This is a genomic window from Streptomyces sp. 378, assembly GCF_030124145.1.
Lineage (GTDB): Bacteria > Actinomycetota > Actinomycetes > Streptomycetales > Streptomycetaceae > Streptomyces.
This window is the reverse complement of the sequence record NZ_JASKMS010000004.1, coordinates 184,621-202,762: the sequence shown is the minus strand read 5'-3', so window position 1 is coordinate 202,762 and position 18,142 is coordinate 184,621. Positions and strand designations below refer to the sequence as shown.

The 18,142-nt window shown below is 71.1% G+C and carries 14 protein-coding genes; 3 read left to right on the top strand and 11 right to left on the bottom strand.

The window, feature by feature from the left end; translation table 11 throughout:
* Positions 1–49 precede the first annotated feature (49 nt).
* The 7 genes from QNO09_RS07905 to QNO09_RS07875 all read right to left on the bottom strand — a co-directional run bounded on the left by QNO09_RS07905 (position 50) and on the right by QNO09_RS07875 (position 9,353).
* Positions 50–454, bottom strand: a complete 405-nt coding sequence (locus QNO09_RS07905; protein ID WP_283969341.1) for a cytidine deaminase — start codon at positions 452–454, stop codon at positions 50–52.
* Entirely contained in the window at positions 451–1,716 is a 1,266-nt protein-coding gene (locus QNO09_RS07900; protein WP_283969340.1) for an ABC transporter permease, read from the bottom strand. The genes QNO09_RS07905 and QNO09_RS07900 overlap by 4 nt, the downstream gene beginning before the upstream one ends.
* Entirely contained in the window at positions 1,713–2,831 is a 1,119-nt protein-coding gene (locus QNO09_RS07895) for an ABC transporter permease (RefSeq protein WP_283969339.1), read from the bottom strand. Before QNO09_RS07895 ends, QNO09_RS07900 begins: the two co-directional genes overlap by 4 nt.
* Complete coding sequence (locus tag QNO09_RS07890) at positions 2,831–4,402, bottom strand: ABC transporter ATP-binding protein (RefSeq protein ID WP_283969338.1); 1,572 nt, start codon at positions 4,400–4,402, stop codon at positions 2,831–2,833. Before QNO09_RS07890 ends, QNO09_RS07895 begins: the two co-directional genes overlap by 1 nt.
* Positions 4,403–4,611: 209 nt before the next feature.
* Positions 4,612–5,658 carry a BMP family lipoprotein gene (locus QNO09_RS07885; RefSeq protein WP_283969337.1) on the bottom strand — a complete coding sequence of 349 codons (1,047 nt, stop codon included), beginning with the start codon at positions 5,656–5,658 and terminating at the stop codon, positions 4,612–4,614.
* A 274-nt stretch (positions 5,659–5,932) separates the two neighbouring features.
* Positions 5,933–6,976, bottom strand: a complete 1,044-nt coding sequence (locus QNO09_RS07880) for a BMP family lipoprotein (RefSeq protein WP_283969336.1) — start codon at positions 6,974–6,976, stop codon at positions 5,933–5,935.
* A 1,144-nt stretch (positions 6,977–8,120) separates the two neighbouring features.
* Positions 8,121–9,353 carry a M20 family metallopeptidase gene (locus tag QNO09_RS07875; RefSeq protein ID WP_283969507.1) on the bottom strand — a complete coding sequence of 411 codons (1,233 nt, stop codon included), beginning with the start codon at positions 9,351–9,353 and terminating at the stop codon, positions 8,121–8,123.
* A 298-nt stretch (positions 9,354–9,651) separates the two neighbouring features.
* On the opposite strand from QNO09_RS07875, the gene QNO09_RS07870 reads away from it, so the two are divergent.
* Positions 9,652–10,338 (top strand): class I SAM-dependent DNA methyltransferase, encoded by a 687-nt coding sequence (locus QNO09_RS07870; RefSeq protein ID WP_283969335.1) that lies wholly within the window; start codon positions 9,652–9,654, stop codon positions 10,336–10,338.
* A gap of 306 nt (positions 10,339–10,644) precedes the next feature.
* Here the strand turns inward: QNO09_RS07870 and QNO09_RS07865 are convergent, their stop codons facing one another.
* Genes QNO09_RS07865 through QNO09_RS07850 form a run of 4 tightly spaced genes read right to left on the bottom strand, consistent with a single transcriptional unit; the run spans position 10,645 to position 15,581 of the window.
* A complete protein-coding gene (locus QNO09_RS07865; RefSeq protein WP_283969334.1) occupies positions 10,645–11,925 on the bottom strand; it encodes a hypothetical protein in 1,281 nt (426 codons plus the stop codon).
* Positions 11,926–11,972: 47 nt separating this feature from the next.
* Positions 11,973–12,911 (bottom strand): N-acetylneuraminate synthase family protein, encoded by a 939-nt coding sequence (locus QNO09_RS07860; RefSeq protein WP_283969333.1) that lies wholly within the window; start codon positions 12,909–12,911, stop codon positions 11,973–11,975.
* 13 nt (positions 12,912–12,924) lie between these two features.
* Positions 12,925–14,199, bottom strand: coding sequence for a cytidylyltransferase domain-containing protein (locus QNO09_RS07855; protein WP_283969332.1), 1,275 nt, complete (start codon positions 14,197–14,199; stop codon positions 12,925–12,927).
* 35 nt (positions 14,200–14,234) lie between these two features.
* On the bottom strand, positions 14,235–15,581 hold the full coding sequence (locus tag QNO09_RS07850; protein ID WP_283969331.1) for a DUF6716 putative glycosyltransferase: 1,347 nt from the start codon (positions 15,579–15,581) through the stop codon (positions 14,235–14,237).
* Between the two features lie 198 nt (positions 15,582–15,779).
* On the opposite strand from QNO09_RS07850, the gene QNO09_RS07845 reads away from it, so the two are divergent.
* Together QNO09_RS07845 and QNO09_RS07840 are read left to right on the top strand one after the other, a co-directional pair.
* The gene (locus tag QNO09_RS07845; RefSeq protein WP_283969330.1) at positions 15,780–16,766 is read left to right on the top strand and encodes a glycosyltransferase family 2 protein; all 987 of its coding nucleotides are present in this window, start codon (positions 15,780–15,782) and stop codon (positions 16,764–16,766) included.
* On the top strand, positions 16,766–18,097 hold the full coding sequence (locus tag QNO09_RS07840) for an alpha-2,8-polysialyltransferase family protein (RefSeq protein ID WP_283969329.1): 1,332 nt from the start codon (positions 16,766–16,768) through the stop codon (positions 18,095–18,097). The genes QNO09_RS07845 and QNO09_RS07840 overlap by 1 nt, the downstream gene beginning before the upstream one ends.
* Positions 18,098–18,142 lie beyond the last annotated feature (45 nt).

Below are 18,142 nucleotides of genomic sequence, written 5' to 3'. Positions count from 1 at the left end.
GGCCCCTCTGAGCCGGTCGCGTGAGCAACTCAGAGGGGCCGCACGGAAGTTACTTGCTGAGGTGGTCCGGGCCGAAGGCCTGGGGCAGCATCTCCGACAGCGGCAGGATGCCCGCCGGGGTCTCCAGCAGGAGGTCCGGGCCGCCGAACTCGTAGAGCAGCTGGCGGCAGCGGCCGCACGGGACGAGCGGGTCGCCGTCGCGGTCGACGCAGGTGAAGTGCGTCAGCCGGCCACCGCCGGTGTTGTGCAGCTCGGACACCAGGCCGCACTCGGCGCACAGGCCGATTCCGTACGAGGCGTTCTCGACGTTGCAGCCGGAGACGATCCGGCCGTCGTCGACCAGGGCGGCGACGCCGACCGGGTAACCGGAGTAGGGGGCGTACGCCCGGGACATGGCGTCCCGGGCCACCGCGCGCAGCTTGTCCCAGTCGACGTCCGGGCCGGCGCCGGTCACTTGCCCTGCCCCTTCCGGTACGGCATGCCGTTCGCCCTCGGCATCCGCAGCCGCTGGGCGGACAGCGCGAGCACCACCAGGGTGATGACGTACGGCGTGGCGGAGACGACCTGGTTCGGGACCTCGTCGGTGGTCGCGTACCAGACGAACACCAGGGCGGCCACGACCGCGGTGATCACCGAGGGGACGTACTTCTTGCGCACGGCCAGCCAGATGGCGCCGATGATCAGCAGGAGCGCGCCGAGCAGCAGCAGGGCGTGCACGTTGGCGGAGCCGCCGCGCAGGTTGAGGCTGTCGGTGTAGCCGAACAGGCCCGCGCCGAGGGCGAGACCGCCCGGCATCCAGTTGCCGAAGATCATCGCCGCGAGGCCGATGAAGCCGCGGCCGCTGACCTGACCCTCCAGGTAGAAGGGGTTGGCCACGATGGACAGGAAGACACCGCCGAGGCCGGCCAGACCGCCGGAGATGACGACGGCGATGTACTTGTACTTGTAGACGTTGACACCGAGGGACTCGGCGGCCACCGGGTTCTCTCCGCAGGAGCGCAGGCGCAGGCCGAACGCGGTGCGCCACAGGATCCACCAGGTGGCGGGGATCAGCGCGATGGCGATCAGGGTCAGCCAGGACACGCTGGTGACCAGGCCGCCGAGCAGACCGGCGATGTCGGAGATGAAGAACCAGCCCTGGTTGTTCAGGTCCCGCAGCGCGTCGGACAGCCCCGGCACGGTGAAGTGGCCGAGGGATTCCACCGCCGGCGACTGCTTGGCGGAGCCGCCCGTGTGGCCCTCGAAGGCGAGGGGCGCGAGGTAGCGGGTGGCGCCGAGGGCGAGGATGTTGATGGCCACACCGGAGACGATGTGGTTGACGTTGAACGTGACGGTCACGAAGGCGTGCAGCAGACCACCGATCGCGCCGCCGAGGATGCCGACCAGGACACCCGTCCACGGACCCCACTGGAAGCCGGCCCAGGCGCCGAACCAGGTGCCGAGGATCATCATGCCCTCGAGGCCGATGTTGACCACGCCCGCGCGTTCGGCCCACAGGCCGCCGAGACCGGCGAGGCCGATCGGCACGGCGAGCTGGAGCGCGGTGGACATCTGGCTGACGTTGGTGATGCCGTCGGCGCCGGTGATGAGGCGGACGATCGAGGTGAGCGCCAGGCCTCCGGCGATGACGAGCAGCAGGACGGGCCACGACAGGCGGCGGCCGGTCGGCGCCGCGGGCTGCAGCGTGGGCTGGTTGGCGTCGGTCGCGGTGGTCATCGGCCGGCCACCTCCTTCGTGTTCTGAGCGCCGAGGACGTGTCCGGCGGCGAGTTCGGCGCCGACGCGACGCTGCTGGCGGCGCAGGCCCCATTCGCGGACGGCCTCGTAGGAGACGACGACCGAGAGCACGATCAGGCCCTGCATGATGACCGCGATCTCCTTGTCGTAGCCGTGGAAGTCCAGCTCGGGCGAGGCCTTGTCGAGCCAGGCCCACAGCAGGGCGGCGAAGGCGATGCCGACGGGGCTGTTGCGGCCGAGCAGGGCGATGCCGATGCCGAGGAATCCGATGCCGGTGGGGAAGTTCAGGTCGTACGTGTGGGTGTCGCCGAGCAGGATCGGCAGGCCGGCGAGGCCCGCGATGCCGCCGGAGATCAGCATGGCGCTGAGCACCATGCGCTTGGGGTCCACGCCACTGGCCGCCGCGGCGGTCTGCGACGCGCCGGAGGCGCGCAGGTCGAAGCCGAAGCGGGTGCGGTTGAGGACGACCCAGTAGCCGATGCCGAGCAGCACGGCGAGGAGCACCAGGCCGTAGATCTCGCCGGCCGCACCCATGGGGATGCCGGGGATCCACCCGGACTCGTACATCTCGCCGGTGGTGTTGTTGTTGCCGACCTTCACACCGAAGACGTTCGGCAGCCACAGGTAGGCGATCACGGAGGTGGCGATCGCGTTGAGCATGATCGTGGAGACGACCTCGCTGACGCCGCGGGTGACCTTGAGGACACCGGCGATGCCGGCCCAGAAGGCGCCGGTGAGGACGGCGGTCAGGAGCAGCAGCGGGACCTGCATGGCGGCCGGCAGGTTCGCATGAGCGCCGACGACGGCGGCCATCATGGCGCCGAGCTGGTACTGGCCGTCGACGCCGATGTTGAACAGGTTCATCCGGAAGCCGATGGCCACCGCGAGGGCCGCGATGTAGTACATCGAGGCCTGATTGATGATCAGCACCTGGATGTCCGAGAAGCCGATCTGCTCAAACATCAGGGCGAACGGCTCGAAGGGGCTCTTGCCCGAGGCGAGCAGCACGATCGCGCTCAGGACGAAGGCCACGGCCAGCGCGATGACCGGTCCGGCCACCGCGAGGAGCACGCGCTCCTTGTCGAACTTCTTCATCAGCGGGCCTCGTCTTCCGGAGACTCGGGGGCGTCGGCCTTCGAGATCTCGGGGGTGTCGTCGTGCTCGAGGTGCCCGGTGGCCGCGCCGGTCATGGCCGAGCCGAGCTCCTCGGGAGTGATGGTGGCCGGGTCGGCGTCCGCGACCAGCTTGCCGTTGTAGATCACGCGCAGCGTGTCGGACAGGCCGATCAGCTCGTCCAGGTCCGCGGAGATCAGCAGCACGGCCAGGCCTTCGCGGCGCGCCTCGCGGATGTGGTCCCAGATCGCGGCCTGGGCGCCGACGTCCACGCCCCGGGTGGGGTGCGCGGCGATGAGGAAGCGCGGCTTGTGGCTCATCTCGCGGCCGACGATCAGCTTCTGCTGGTTGCCGCCGGACAGGGAGGCGGCGGTGACGTCGATGCCGGGCGTGCGGACGTCGTATTCCGTCACGATCCGGCGGGTGTCCTCCTGGGCCGCCTTCGGGTCCAGCCAGACGCCCTTGGCGAGGGGCTTCTCCGTGACGTGGCCGAGGATGCGGTTCTCCCAGAGGGGTGCCTCCAGCAGGAGACCGTGGCGGTGGCGGTCCTCGGGGATGTAGCCGATGCCCTGCTCGCGGCGCCGGCGCGTGGGCCAGGCGGTGATCTCCTCGTCGGCGAGCCGGATGGTGCCGGAGTCGGCGTGCTTGAGGCCGATGAGGGCGTCGACCAGTTCGGTCTGGCCGTTGCCCTCGACTCCGGCGATGCCGAGGACCTCGCCCGCGTGGATGGTGAAGCTGATGTCGTCCAGCAGGGCCTTGCCGCCGGGGGCCGCCAGGCGCAGCTTGTCGACGCTGATGACCGGGCGGTCGGTGACCGTGGACTCGGCCGTCTCGGGCGTGGGCAGCTCGCTGCCGACCATCATCTCCGCGAGCTGGCGCGGGGTGGTCTCGCTGGGGACGGCCGTGCCGACGGTGGTGCCGCGGCGGATGACGGTGATCTCGTCGGCGACGGAGAGCACCTCGCCGAGCTTGTGCGAGATGAAGATGACCGACAGGCCCTCGGAACGCAGTTCGCGCAGGTTGGCGAAGAGGGCGTCGACCTCCTGCGGCACGAGCACGGCGGTCGGCTCGTCGAGGATGAGGGTGGTGGCGCCGCGGTAGAGGACCTTGAGGATCTCCACGCGCTGGCGGGCGGCGACGCCGAGCTCCTCGACGAGGAGGTCGGGCTTGACGTCGAGGCCGTAGCGCTCGGAGAGCTCCTTGATCTTGCGGCGGGCCTTGGCGCCGATGCCGTAGAGCTTCTCGCTGCCGAGGACCACGTTCTCCAGGACCGTGAGGTTGTCGGCGAGCATGAAGTGCTGGTGGACCATGCCGATGCCGCGGGCGATGGCGTCGGCCGGCGAGGAGAAGCCGACCTGCTGCCCGTCGACGGCGATGGTGCCCTCGTCCGGCTTCTGCATGCCGTAGAGGATCTTCATCAGCGTGGACTTGCCGGCGCCGTTCTCACCGACGAGGGCGTGCACGGTGCCCTTGCGGACGCTGAGGTGGATGTCGTGGTTGGCCACGACTCCGGGGAAACGCTTGGTGATCCCGGCGAGTTCGACGGCGGTCACCGATTCGTTGACCGCCGCTCCGGCCGGAGGGCTGCTGGACGCGTTGATGGCGCACTCTCCTGGGGACGGGGGCCGTCTACGCGCGTAGCGCCCCTACGGCATACAAAGGGGCCGACGCCCCGCGGCAACGGGGCACGAGGAGCAGCTCCCCGCACCCCGTCGAGCGGACGTAACCCCGGGGTTACCGCCTGCTACGAGGCAGTCGCTCGTCAGCTGCTCTTGACCTTGATCTCGCCGCTGATGATCTTCTCCTTGGCCGTCTTGATGGCTGCCTGGAGCTCGGCGTCGTCCGCGAACTTCGGATTGGAGTTCGACAGGCTCACCTCGCCGGTCTTCAGATCGCCACGAACGATACCGGTCTCGGGCTTGCCGTCCTCGACCGACTTCGCCAGGTTGTACACCGCCTTGGCGACGTCCTTCATCGCCGAGGTCAGGATGGAGTCCTTGTACTTGGCGAGGGCTTCCTGCTGGTACTGGTCCGAGTCGACACCGATGGCCCACACCTTGTTGACGGCGGCGGCCTCGATGACACCCTGACCGGACAGACCGGCGGCCGCGTAGACGACGTCGGCCTTCTTCTCGATCTGGCCCTCGGCGGCCGTCTTGCCCTTGTCGGGGCTGGAGAAACCGCCCTCCTCGGCCGTCTGCGTCAGGTACTGGGAGAGCACCTTGACCTTCGGGTCGGTGTCCTTGACACCCTGCGCGAAGCCCGCCTGGAACTTGTGGATCAGCGGGATGTCCACACCGCCGACGAAGCCGACGACCTTCGACTTGGAGGTCTTGGCGGCGGCGACACCGGCCAGATAGGAGGCCTGCTCCTCGTTGAAGACCAGGTCGGCCACGTTCTTGGTGTTGATCGTGGCGTCGTCGACGATGCCGAAGGTGGTGTCGGGGAACTTCTCCGCGGCACCCTTCACGGCCGCGGCGTACGCGTAGCCGACGCCGATGACCGGGTTGTAGCCCTGCTTGGCCAGGGAGGCCAGGCGCTGCTCCTTGTCGGCGTTCGTCTCACCCTCGGTGGGCTCCACGTCGGCGGTCTGGTACCCGAACTCCTTCTTCGCCTGCTCCAGGCCGGCGTAGGCGGCGTCGTTGAAGGACTGGTCACCCTTGCCGCCGACGTCGTAGGCGATGGCGAGCCCCTTGTCGCCCTTCGAGTCGGACGACCCGGAGGTCGAGGTGCTGCCGCAGGCGGAGAGGGCGAGGGCCAGGGAGGCGGTCGCTGCGCCTGCGACCGTGATCCGGGAAATCCGGCGCATGTGTGGGTGCTCCTGTCGTACAACCGAGGTCGCACAGCGCCGGGACGGTTCAGCTTCAGCGCTGGCTTCGCCGCAGATTAACGCGCGTAGACCTGCCTGAAAACCCCTTCTGTCCACCTTGTTATGCGCCCGTGGCCTAGCCCTCACCGGGCCTTGGGCCCGGTGTTGCCGACCGCAAACGGGGGGTGGCGCTGGGTGATCCGACTTCCGGACAGCGCGAAGCGGGCGGGCACCCCTGGGTGCCCGCCCGCTTCGACTGGTCAGACCGGTCGGTTCACTCGGTGTCGACCTTGATCTCGCCGTCGATGATCTTCTGCTTGGCCTCGTTCACGGCCTCCTCGAGACCCGGGACCTTCGCGTACTCCGGGTTGGACTCGGAGAGCCCGACGCCGTTGACCTTCAGGTCGAAGGTCTGGGTGCCGGTCAGCGGCTTGTCGTCGTGGACCGACTTGGACAGCGCGTAGACCGCGCCGCCGACGTCCTTGAGCGCGGAGGTCAGGATGTAGTCCTTGTACGGGGCCAGGGCGGCCTGCTTGTACTGGTCGGAGTCGACACCGATCGCCCAGACCTTCGCCTTGGCGGCGGCCTCGATCACACCCTGACCGGACAGACCGGCGGCCGCGTAGAGCACGTCGGCCTTCTTCTCGATCTGGCCCTCGGCGGCGGCCTTGCCCTTGTCGGGACTGGAGAAGCCACCCTCCTCGGCCGTCTGGGTCAGGTACTGCGACAGGACCTTCACCTTGGGGTTGGTGTCCGTGACGCCCTGCTTGTAGCCGGCCTCGAACTTGTGGATCAGCGGGATGTCCACGCCGCCCACGAAGCCGACGACGTTGCTCTTCGTGGCCTTGGCGGCGGCGACACCGGCGAGGTACGAGGCCTGCTCCTCGGCGAAGACGAGGGAGGCGACGTTCTTGCCCTCGACCACGGAGTCCACGATGCCGAAGGTGGTGTCCGGGTACTTGGGGGCCACCGCCTCGATCGCCGGGCCGTAGGCGAAGCCGACGCCGATGACCGGGTTGTGGCCCTGCTTGGCCAGCGACGCCAGACGCTGCTCCTTGTCGGCGTTCGTCTCGCCCTCGGTGGGCTCGATGTCGGCCGTCTTGTAGCCGAACTCGTCCTTGGCCTTGGTCAGGCCGGAGTAGGCGGCGTCGTTGAAGGACTGGTCACCCTTGCCGCCGACGTCGTAGGCGATGGCGACGCCGCGGTCGCTGCTGTCGCTGCCGCCGCTGTCACTGCTGGTGCCGCCACATGCCGTGGCGACGAGCCCCAGCGACGCGACCCCCACCGCGACGCGGGTCAGTTTTGAAATCCGACGCATCTGAAGTTCCCCATTCTCCGAAGCTCCGCAGTGGGTGCTCAGTTCGGCGCACATTAACGCGCGTAGACACTCCTGGGAACGGGTCGCCGCGGGGCCGTTATCCATTCGTGCCGATGGCCGGTTACGCCCTTGTGAACCGCGGGATCGAACGGGGTCGAACGGGGTCGAAAGGTGTAGTCGGGAACATGGCGTGTGCCTACCTCGTGTCGCGCACCAGGCTGCCGTGCGGTTTGCCCGCTCGCAACCGGAGGCTCCGCCGGGGTTGGGGGGGTGGGGGGGCCGGGGTGACGCTCCCGGGCCTCCGGGGGGTGGGGGTGCTGGGTAGTCGTCCTCGTGCGGCGCCGTCGTGGGTCTTCGCGCAGTTCCCCGCGCCCCTGAACAGCCGTGCGGCGCCGTCGTGGACCTCGCGCGGTTCCCCGCGCCCCCAAGGGCACGTGCCGCGCCGTCGTGGGTCTTCGCGCAGTTCCCCGCGCCCCTGAACAGCCGTGCGGCGCCGTCGTGGACCTCGCGCGGTTCCCCGCGCCCCCAAGGGCACGTGCCGCGCCGTCGTGGGTCTTCGCGCAGTTCCCCGCGCCCCTGAACAGCCGTGCGGCGCCGTCGTGGACCTCGCGCGGTTCCCCGCGCCCCCAAGGGCACGTGCCGCGCCGTCGTGGGTCTTCGCGCAGTTCCCCGCGCCCCTGAACAGCCGTGCGGCGCCGTCGTGGACCTCGCGCGGTTCCCCGCGCCCCCAAGGGCACGTGCCGCGCCGTCGTGGGTCTTCGCGCAGTTCCCCGCGCCCCTGAACAGCCGTGCGGCGCCGTCGTGGACCTCGCGCGGTTCCCCGCGCCCCCAAGGGCACGTGCCGCGCCGTCGTGGGTTCTCGCGCAGTTCCCCGCGCCCCTGAACAGCCGTGCGGCACCGTCGTGGACCTCGCGCGGTTCCCCGCGCCCCCAAGGGCACGTGCCGCGCCGTCGTGGGTTCTCGCGCAGTTCCCCGCGCCCCTGAACAGCCGTGCGGCACCGTCGTGGACCTCGCGCGGTTCCCCGCGCCCCCAAGGGCACGTGCCGCGCCGTCGTGGGTTCTCGCGCAGTTCCCCGCGCCCCCGAGGGCACGTGCGGCGATGTCGTGATGGTCGTGCGGTTTGCGCGGTGTCAGGGTTGGGGTGCTAGCGGAGGCCGTTGACCAGGGCCGCGGCCGTGAAGAGTTCCACTCCGACCGTGATGGCCGACTCGTCGACGTCGAAGTCGCCCTGGTGGAGGTCGCGGATCTGTCGCTCGCCGGGGGTGCGGACGCCCAGGCGGGCCATGGCGCCGGGGACGTGCTCCAGGTACCAGGAGAAGTCCTCGCCGCCGAGGCTCTGCTCGGTGCCCTCGACGGATTCGACGCCGCGCCGGGCGATCATGGCGTCGCGCAGCAGTTCGGTGACGCCGGGCTCGTTGACGACGGGCGGGACGCCGCGCACGTAGTTGATCTCCGACTTGGCGCGGTGCAGGTTGGCGATCTCGTCGATGGCGGCGACGACGACGTCGGGGGCCTGCCGCCACGCCTCGATGTCGAGGCAGCGCACGGTGCCGGAGAGCTCGGCGTGCTGGGGGATCACGTTCGGCGCGTGGCCCGACTCCACGCGGCCCCAGGTGATGGCGAGTCCGCTGCGGCTGTCGAAGCGCCGGGCGACCAGCGCCGGCACGTCGGTGACGACGCGGGCGGCGGCCGTGACCAGGTCGGTCGTGAGGTGGGGGCGTGCGGTGTGACCGCCCGGGCCGTCGAGGCCGATCTCCAGCCGGTCGCACGCCGAGGTGATGGGCCCCTCGCGGAGACCGATCCTCCCCGCGTCCACCCGGGGGTCGCAGTGCACGGCGATGATCGCGCCGACGCCTTCCAGCGCCCCGCCCTTGATGGCGTCGGCGGCACCGCCGGGCAGCACTTCCTCGGCGGGCTGGAAGATCAGCCGGACGGGACGGGGCAGCGCGCCCTGGCGGTGCAGCTCGGCGAGGACCAGGCCGGCGCCGAGGACGACGGTGGTGTGCACGTCGTGACCGCAGGCGTGGGCCCGGTCGGGCACGGTCGAGCGGTACGGGCACTCCATCTTGGTGTCCGGGATGGGCAGGCCGTCGATGTCGGCCCGCAGCGCGAGCATGCTGGGACCGCCGTCCCACTGCTCCCCCTCCACGCCGATGTCACAGAGGAGTCCGGTCCCTACGGGGAGGACGCGTGGCTTGAGGCCGGCCCGCTCGAGCCGCTCCTTGATCGCGGCGGTCGTGCGGAACTCCTGGTTGCCGAGCTCCGGGTGCATGTGCATGTCGCGTCGGAACGCGATGAGCTCGGCCCGCAGAGCGTCGGGCAGGGCACCGGGAAGTACGGCTCCTCCGGGAAGATCGACCTCGGACTCCAGTGACATCAGTGGCTTCACCCTTTGAAGGGTAGGGCGCCGAGGCGGTCGACCGACCCTGGATCAACAAAACTTCAACCTGATAGGGGAAGAAAATATGACCGCCGGGCGCATAGCTGTCTAGTGAGATGGGTAAACTCGCCTGCATTTTGGGCTCGGCCGGGCCACCCATCTCCCGGAGTATGACTTCCATCACATCAATGTCACGACTCCGGCATCCATCCATCTTCTCCACGGATACCACGCCTGGCGCGGTGAACACCGGCTCGTTCATCTGCCGGACGCTCACCCACACTAGTGTGCGCCCGTGCACGCTCCCGAGTTCTTACAGTCCACGCAGTCCTCGTACGACGCCATCGCCGAGGCCTATACCGCCGAGCACCCGGACAGCCTGGCCGGGAGACCGCTGGAGCAGGCGCTGCTCGCGGCCTTCGTGGATCTGGCCCGGGCCTCCGGTGGTGTCCGGCGGCCACCGGTAGCGGACATCGGCAGCGGCCCCGGGTACGTGACGGCGCGGCTGCACGAGGCCGGGCTGCCGGCGTTCGGCGTCGACTCCTCGCCCCGCATGGTCGCCCTGGCCCGCAAGGCCCACCCGGAGCTGCGGTTCCACGTCGGTTCGATGACGGCCCTGGACCTGCCGGACGAGACGCTCGGCGGCATCGTCGCGCTCTACTCGATCATCCACGTGCCGGATGATCACCTGCCGTCCGTCTTCGCCGGGTTCCACCGCGTCCTGCTGCCGGGCGCGCCCGTCCTGCTCGGCTTCCAGTCCGGAGGGGAGGACGGACACCGGCGCCTGACCGAACGCTTCGGCCGGGAGATCTCGCTCGACTACTACTGGCGCACTCCGGACACCGTCGCCGGGCACCTCACGCGGGCGGGTCTGCACCTGTACGCGCGCGTCCTGCGCGAGCCCGAGCCCGGGGAGAAGATGCCCCGCGCGTTCCTGCTGGCGCGCAGGCCGGTGGCGGCCGGGGAGGCTGCCGCGGGCTAGGCAGCCGGTTGTGTTCGACGGGCCGTGCGGACCCGGTGCGTGCGGAGTCCGCCGACGGGCCTCGGCGCCCGCGGGGGCTCACGCCGGGGCGTCGTACGCGTTGCAGCGGCACGGGTCGGCGGGCCGGTGCGGCAGCGGAGGGGGCTGTGTGCCGAGCCCGCCGGCACCGGGCGCCGGGGCCCGGCGACGCGCCCGGCGCGACCAGCCGGGCACCTCTCACGTCCGCGCAGCCGTCTGGTCCGCCGTCCGCCGCCGCGGCGGCGGACGGCGCCCGCAGGGCCCTGTGGCCCGGCCGCCGGACACGCCTCAGCCGGCCGCCACCGCCCCGGCGGCCCCAGGTGGGGCCGTGAAACTCGCCCTGCCCGCCGACTCCGTGGGATCGGACGGGGCCGTCAACCTCGCCGAACCCGCCGTCTCCGTGGGGTCGGGCGGATTCGGCGGGTCCGGCCGCAGCGGCGCTGTCGGGTCGGCCGGATGCGGCGGATTCGGCGGATTCGGGTCCGGCCGCAGCGATGCCGTCGGGTCGGGCGCGGGCGTCGGAGGCAGCCGGTGGACGTCGCGGGCCGTGCCGGTGACCCCGGACAGGAAGCCCTGGGCTCGCGGGGAGGCGTTCTCGGTCAGCCAGGCCGGGTCGATGTCGCAGACCGCGACGCGGACCTCCGTGCCGGACAGGGCGAGGGGGAGGGTGTGGACGACCGTGGAGGGGAAGCTGAGGATCGTCCGGCCGATGGGGCCGCGGCGGGCGATCAGTTCGAGGGGAAGCTCGGGGCGGACGATCTCCAGGCCCGTCTCGACCGCGAGGCGGTGGAGCTTGTCCGTGCTCTCGCGGCGGTGGGCGAAGTAGCGGGTCGCGCCGTGGGCCCTGGCCAGGGCGCGGACGGCCTCCAGGTAGCGGCCGTCGTCCACGACACCGGTCTCCACCAGGGACGTGCCGACCATGTCGGCGCCCTTGGTGACGCGGGGCGGGCCGAAGCGGGACCGGGTCCAGGCGAAGGTGTTGGCGCCGACCGTGACGCCCGCCGGGGCCTCCTCCATCGGCATGGAGGAGAAGATCGCGATGCGGCGGCGGTCGCCGGGGGTCAGCCGGCGCCGCGCCGAGGACGACACCGGCGCGAAGAGCACGTCCCGCGGGCCCGGGCGGCCGCCCTTGCGGTGCCAGCGCACCAGTCGCTCGCCCCGGGCCAGCTGCCCGACGAACTCCATCGTCGCCGTGCCGTCGTCGACGACGACCAGGTCACGGGCGCGGGTGATCGTCAGCAGTAGTTGGACGTAGCGGGAGAAGGGGTCCCCCAGCACGACCCGGTCCGCTCTGCGGAGCAGGCCGCTCAGGCCGCCGATGGTCTGGAAGGGCGCCACGGGCCCGCCGCGTGCTTCCTCCCAGCGGACCTGGTGCCCCTCGTCGCGGGCCAGGTCGGACATCCGCCGCAACTGGCCGCGTGTCATCGGGTCGACGGGCGACAGCACCACGAGGGTGAGCCCCACGCCGGGGGCGTGCGCGTGCGCCCACTCCAGCACGTTCAGCAGCTGTACCGGACTCTCGACGAAGGCGAGAGTGTGGGGGCCGGCGTTCCCGGCGCGGGGGCTCATCGACGTACGACCGTCCCGTCGTAAGGGGGGTGGTGTGGGTGGTGCGTTCAGACGCCGACCGGCTCGCCCGCGGCCGTGGCGATCTCCGCCTCGGCGACCACACCGCTGACGCGGCGCAGCTTCTTCATCGGGCCCAGCTCGGACTCGTAGACCTTCTTGACGCCGTCGCCGAGGGAGGCCTCGATGGTGCGGATGTCGCGGACGAGGCGCGTGAGGCCCTGCGGCTCCACGGACGCGGCCTGGTCCGAGCCCCACATGGCGCGGTCGAGGGTGATGTGACGCTCGACGAAGGTGGCGCCCAGGGCGACCGCGGCGAGGGTGGTCTGCAGGCCGGTCTCGTGGCCGGAGTAGCCGATCGGGACGTTCGGGAACTCCTTCTCCAGCGTGTTGATCACACGGAGGTTGAGCTCCTCGGCCTTGGCCGGGTAGGTCGACGTGGCGTGGCACATCAGGATGTTGTCGGAGCCGAGGACCTCGACCGCGTGGCGGATCTGCTTCGGCGTCGACATGCCGGTGGAGAGGATCACCGCGCGGCCGGTGGCGCGCAGGGCGCGCAGCAGCTCGTCGTCCGTGAGAGAGGCGGAGGCGACCTTGTGGGCGGGGACGTCGAACTTCTCCAGGAAGGCGACGGCCTCGGTGTCCCACGGGGAGGCGAACCAGTCGATGCTCTTCGACTTGCAGTAGTCGTCGATCGCGCGGTACTCGTCCTCGCCGAACTCCACGCGGTGGCGGTAGTCGATGTAGGTCATCCGGCCCCAGGGGGTGTCGCGCTCGATGTCCCACTGGTCGCGCGGGGTGCAGATCTCCGGGGTGCGCTTCTGGAACTTGACGGCGTCGCAGCCGGCCTCGGCGGCGGCGTCGATCAGCTTGAAGGCGTTCTCGAGCTCGCCGTTGTGGTTGATGCCGATCTCACCACAGACGTAGACCGGGCGGCCCGGGCCGACCTCGCGCGAACCGAACCGGCGGATACGGGAGTTGGTGCTCATGGCAGAGATGTCCTTACTTGTTGGACTTGGCGGGGACTTCGAGAGAGGGACCGAGGATCCAGCCGGCGATCTCTCGGATCGCGCCGTCGCCACCGGGGACGGTGGTGACCGCGCGTGCGGCGCCGCGCACGACGTCGTGGGCGCTCGCGACCGCCACGGGCCAGCCCACGAAGGCGAAGCACGGGAGGTCATTGACGTCGTTGCCGACGTAGAGCACGCGCTCCGGCGCGATGCCCTGCTCCTCGCACCACTGCTTCAGCGCGAGGTCCTTGCGGTCGATGCCGTGCAGCACCGGGAGCTTGAGCTTCCGGGCCCGGGCGGCGACCACAGGGTTCTGTTCCGTGGACAGGATCAGCATCTTCAGGCCGCTCCTGCGGAGGGCCCCGATGCCGAGTCCGTCCCCGCGGTGCACGGAGACGAACTCCCGTCCGTCGGAGTCGATCAGCACCCGGTCGTCGGTCTGGGTGCCGTCGAAGTCGAGGACGACCGCGTCGATGTCGTCGGCGGTCGGGAGCGCGCCGGGCCGGTCCGCGTCGAAGAGCGGGGCGAGGGCCCGGGCGCGGGCGAGGTCGTGCGGGTCGTCGATCTCCAGCACGCGCGCGGGGTCCGTGCGGACCAGTTCGGTGCGGCCGAAGAAGCGGTGCTGGTGCTTGCGGAAGCCGGACGCCTCCATGGCGTAGGCGGCGCCGGTCTCCAGCAGGTCCTGGGGACGGTCCTGGCGGCGGGGCCGGAAGGACTTGTCGTGGTTGACGCCGTAACCGCCGCCGACCTCGGCGTCGGTCTCCGCGACGGTGCCGGCCGCGGCCTCGTCGTCGGCGTCCCGCCAGATGAACCCGTGGAAGGGCGCCACGGTCACCGCGGTGTCGGCGCCGTTCTCGGCGATCGCGCCCGCCACCCCGTCGATGTCCTCGCGGACGATGAAGGGGCTGGTGCACTGCACGAGCAGGACCACGTCCACCGGCGCGCCGTGCAGGGCCTCGTGGGCGTCCATGGCGTGCAGGACGGCGGCCTCGGAGGTGGCCGTGTCGCCGGCGATGGCGGCGGGACGCAGCACGACCTCGGCACCGGCCTGGCGGGCGGCGGCCGCGATGGCCTGGTCGTCGGTGGAGACCACGACGTCCGTCACGAGCCGCGCGGCCCGGCACTCGCGCACCGCCCGTGCCACCAGCGGGACGCCGCCGACGGGGAGGAGGTTCTTGGCGGGCACGCCCTTGGAGCCGCCGCGCGCGGGGATCACCGCGAGCACGCGGCGCACCGAGGCGCCTGGGCCCGCTTCCGGGTGGGACATGGGGTCTACTCCTTGGGCAGGGGTCTCGGGGCGGCTCACAGCTCGCCCATCCGCCGGATGACGGGCGCCACGCGCTGCACGCCGTGCCGGTAGGCGCCGCGCGCCGCCCGGCGCACGATCTGCCGGACCGGTCCGGGCTCCTTGTCGGCGGCGGGCGCGCCGGGCAGCGGGGTGCCGTCCGGGCCGAGGTGGTGGCGGGCGAGGATCCCGGGCAGGTAGCCGGGCGCGGTGACGGGGGTGTAGTACGGGGTCAGCGGGGGCATGCCGCCGGGCCGGTCGAGGAGCTTGGCGATGCGTTCGCGGGCCGTGTCGAAGGCCGAGTCGTAGCCACCGTCCGCGGCGACGCCCTGCCGGGCGACCCACTCCTCGTCGGGTACCGGACGGTGCCCGGCGTCGAGCTGGTCCCAGGAGGCGAGGCAGCCGGAGCCCACGAAGTGGTGGTTGCCGAGGGACTCGCGGATGCCGAGGTCGGTCAGTACGACGGTCGGGATGCGGCGGTGCAGCGACTCCAGGGCGGCCGTGGAGCTGACCGTCACCAGCAGGTCGGTGCGGTCGAGGACCTCGCCCATGTTGCCGTAGACGAGCCGGAAGTTGGCCGGCGGATCGAGGCGCTGCACCAGCTTCTGGTACGGCAGTTCCTCGATGTGGGTGGTGTGTTCGCCCGGCTTGGAGCGCAGCTTCAGCAGCACCTCGCGCTCGGGGTGCCTGCGGGCGTGCTGGACCAGCCGGTGCAGCAGGTACGTGCGGTCCTTGCGGCTGTCCGGGACGGAGGGCTGGGCGGCGAAGACGACCGTGTAGGGGTCGTGCTCCCCCGCGTAGGGCGCGCCGCCGAGGAACGGCAGGGCCACCTCGGTCACCGCGGCGGCGTCGGCGCCCACTCCTTCGTAGACCGCGCGGAAACGGTCCGCGTCCTGGCGGGAGTTGGCGAGGACCAGGTCCGCTCCGTGCCGCAGCAGGAGGCCGTCGGCGAGCTTCTCGTAGACGACGCCGACGTAGCCGGTGACGACGACGGGCCGCTCGGTGCGGTCCTCCCACACCCGCGCCAGGCCGTGCAGCATCGCCTGCACACCGCCGCCGACCAGGGAGAGGACCAGGACGTCGTAGGACCCCTCGGCCATGGCGCGCAGGAACTCGACGGCGGTGACCTCCCGCAGCGAGTCGGCGCGCACGCCCACTTCTTCCAACTGGCGCGGGGTGGGCGTGGCCCGGCCGCGCAGCAGGAATCCGTCGAGGAGGGGGCCGGCTTGCGCGCCCTCGCGCGGTGCGGCTTCCATGGACGGTCGCGGGGCGATGCGGTCCGCGGTCAGCGCACCCCATTTCCATCGGGTGTCGGAGTCCGCCAGGACCGCGATTCGCGGGCGCTTCGGTGTACTTACTGGCACACCGAGGACGCTAGGAAGCGAATGCTAGGTATGGCAGAACCGCGACTCAACGAAAAGTTAACAACAGCCCACCGAGAGCCGAACTGGCCTGCTGGAAGGCGGAAAGTACACGCGGTGCACCGTTCTGACACATTGAGTTCACCCGGTGTACCTTCACCGTCAATTTCCGCTGCCGGGCCGCCTCCTAACGTTTTGCGGGTGCCTAAGCTTTCCGTGATCGTGCCGTTCTACAACGTGCAGCAATATGCCCCGGACACCCTCAGAAGCCTGCGGTTGAACGCCGACCGCGATTTCGAGTTCATCCTGGTCGACGACCATTCGAAGGACGGAACTCCGGCCATTCTCGAACGAGCGGCCGAGGAGCTTTCGGATGTCGCCCGGGTGCGGTACATCCGCCACGAGCAGAACGGCGGGCTCGCCACCGCGCGCAACACCGGCCTGGACGCCGCGCAGGGCGAGTACCTGACGTTCCTGGACGGTGACGACTGGCTGGCCCCCGGCTACCTCACCGAACTGGTGTCCGCGATGGACGACTTGGGGTGCGACTTCGTGCGCACCGACCATGTGCAGGCCACCGCGCGCGCCCGTTCCGTGCACCGGGTCCCGGTCGGCCGCCGCTGGGAGACGTTCGACCCGCGGGAGGCGATCCTCCCCGCCCACCGCTCCACCTCCGTCGACTACGCCTACGCCTGGGCCGGCGCCTACCACCGGCGCCTCGTCGACAAGGGCGTGCTCCACTTCACCGACGGGCTGCGCACGGCCGAGGACCGGCCGTGGATCTGGAAGCTGCACCGTGAGGCGGAGTCGTTCGCCGTGGTGAGCCTGCTGGGCGTGTTCTACCGGCGCGGGGTCGCCTCGTCCCTGACGCAGATCGGCGATGTCCGCCAGCTCGACTTCATCCGTGCCTTCGACCAGGTGATCGAGGAGACGGCCGCGGACCGCGACGCCGACCGGCTGCTGCCCAAGGCGGTGCGCACCTACTGCGCCATCATCGCCCACCACCTCTCCAACGAAGACCGGTTCGAACCGGCCGTGGCCAGGCAGCTGCGGTCGATGAGCGCGGCGGCCATCAAGCGCATGCCGCAGGACGCACTCGCCGACGCACTGGAGGCCATGGACATGGACCGCTCGTCCAAGCTGCGGCGGCTGCGGCGCCGGGTGACCACGACGGGAGCGGCCGCCTGATGCCCGGGACCACTCAGATCTTCTGCGCCTCGACGCTGTACGGCGTCGCCACCCTGGCCGCCGCGATCGACTCCGACTTCTTCGAGGAGCCGGACCGCCGGGTGCTGCTGGTGTTCAACAACACCACCACCCCGGAGACGGCTCCGGCCCTCGACGAGATGCCGGGCTTCGCGCCGCTGCGCGAGCACTTCGACGAGGTGCTGTCCTGGAACGAGGCCATCCGCCCCTTCCACCCCGGGGCGTGGGCGCCGCGCGCCGACGACATCCCCCTCTTCGAGCGCTATCTGCGGCTGCTGTGGGGCCTCGGCGACGACCGGGTGAGCCTGGTGCTGGAGTCCCTCCAGGTGGCGCCGGCCCTGACGGTGGCGCAGTTGTTCACCGACGCGCCCATCGACGTCTACGCCGACGGGCTGATGAGCTACGGCCCCACCCGCAACAAGCTCGACCCGCTGGTGGGCACGCGCGTGCGGCGGCTGCTGCACCTCGACCTGGTGCCGGGGCTCACGCCGATGCTGCTGACCGAGTTCGGCGTGCCGGCACACCTGGTGCCGACGCCCGCCTTCCTGAAGGTACTCGGCGAGATCACCGAGACCGTGTCCGAGCTGCCCACCCTGCCCGGCGATACGGCGCTGCTGCTCGGCCAGTACCTGTCCGCGCTGAACATCCTCTCCCCCGAGGAGGAGGAGGACCTGCATGTGCGGATGATGCGGGGCGCCGTCGCCCGCGGCCACCGCACGGTCGTCTTCAAACCGCACCCGACCGCACCGGCCCGCTACAGCCGCGCCCTGGAGGCCGAGGCCGAGCAGCTCGGTGTGGACCTCACGGTCCTGGACACGCCGGTGCTCGCCGAGGCGCTGTTCGACCGGGCCCGGCCCGCACTGGTCGTCGGCTGCTTCTCGACCGCGCTGTTCACGGCGTCCGTGTTCTACGGCCTGCCGGTCGCCCGCATCGGCACCGAGTTGCTGCTGGAGCGGCTGACGCCGTACCAGAACAGCAACCGGGTGCCGACCATTCTGGCGGACGCGTTGCTGCCCGGCCTGGAGGACGGCGAGCAGGAGGACGCACTGCCGGCCGAGCGGCTGTCCGGGCTCCTCAGCGCCCTCGGGTTCGCCATGCAGCCGCAGATCTACCCGGATCTGCGCCCGCAGGCCGAGCAGTTCCTCGCCCGGCATCTCGGCCCGCGCACCCGGCGCTACTTCAAGAAGCGCCGTCTCACCGCGCTCGGGCTGCCCGGCGGCATTCCGCAGCGGCTGGCGTTCCTGCCGCGCAACTCCACGGCACGCCGGGTGGTCCGGCGGGCGCGGGCGCTGCGCAAGGCGGTACGCCGCTGAGCCGGTCCCGCCCGCCGGCGCCCCCGGCGACATCCAGATGAACCC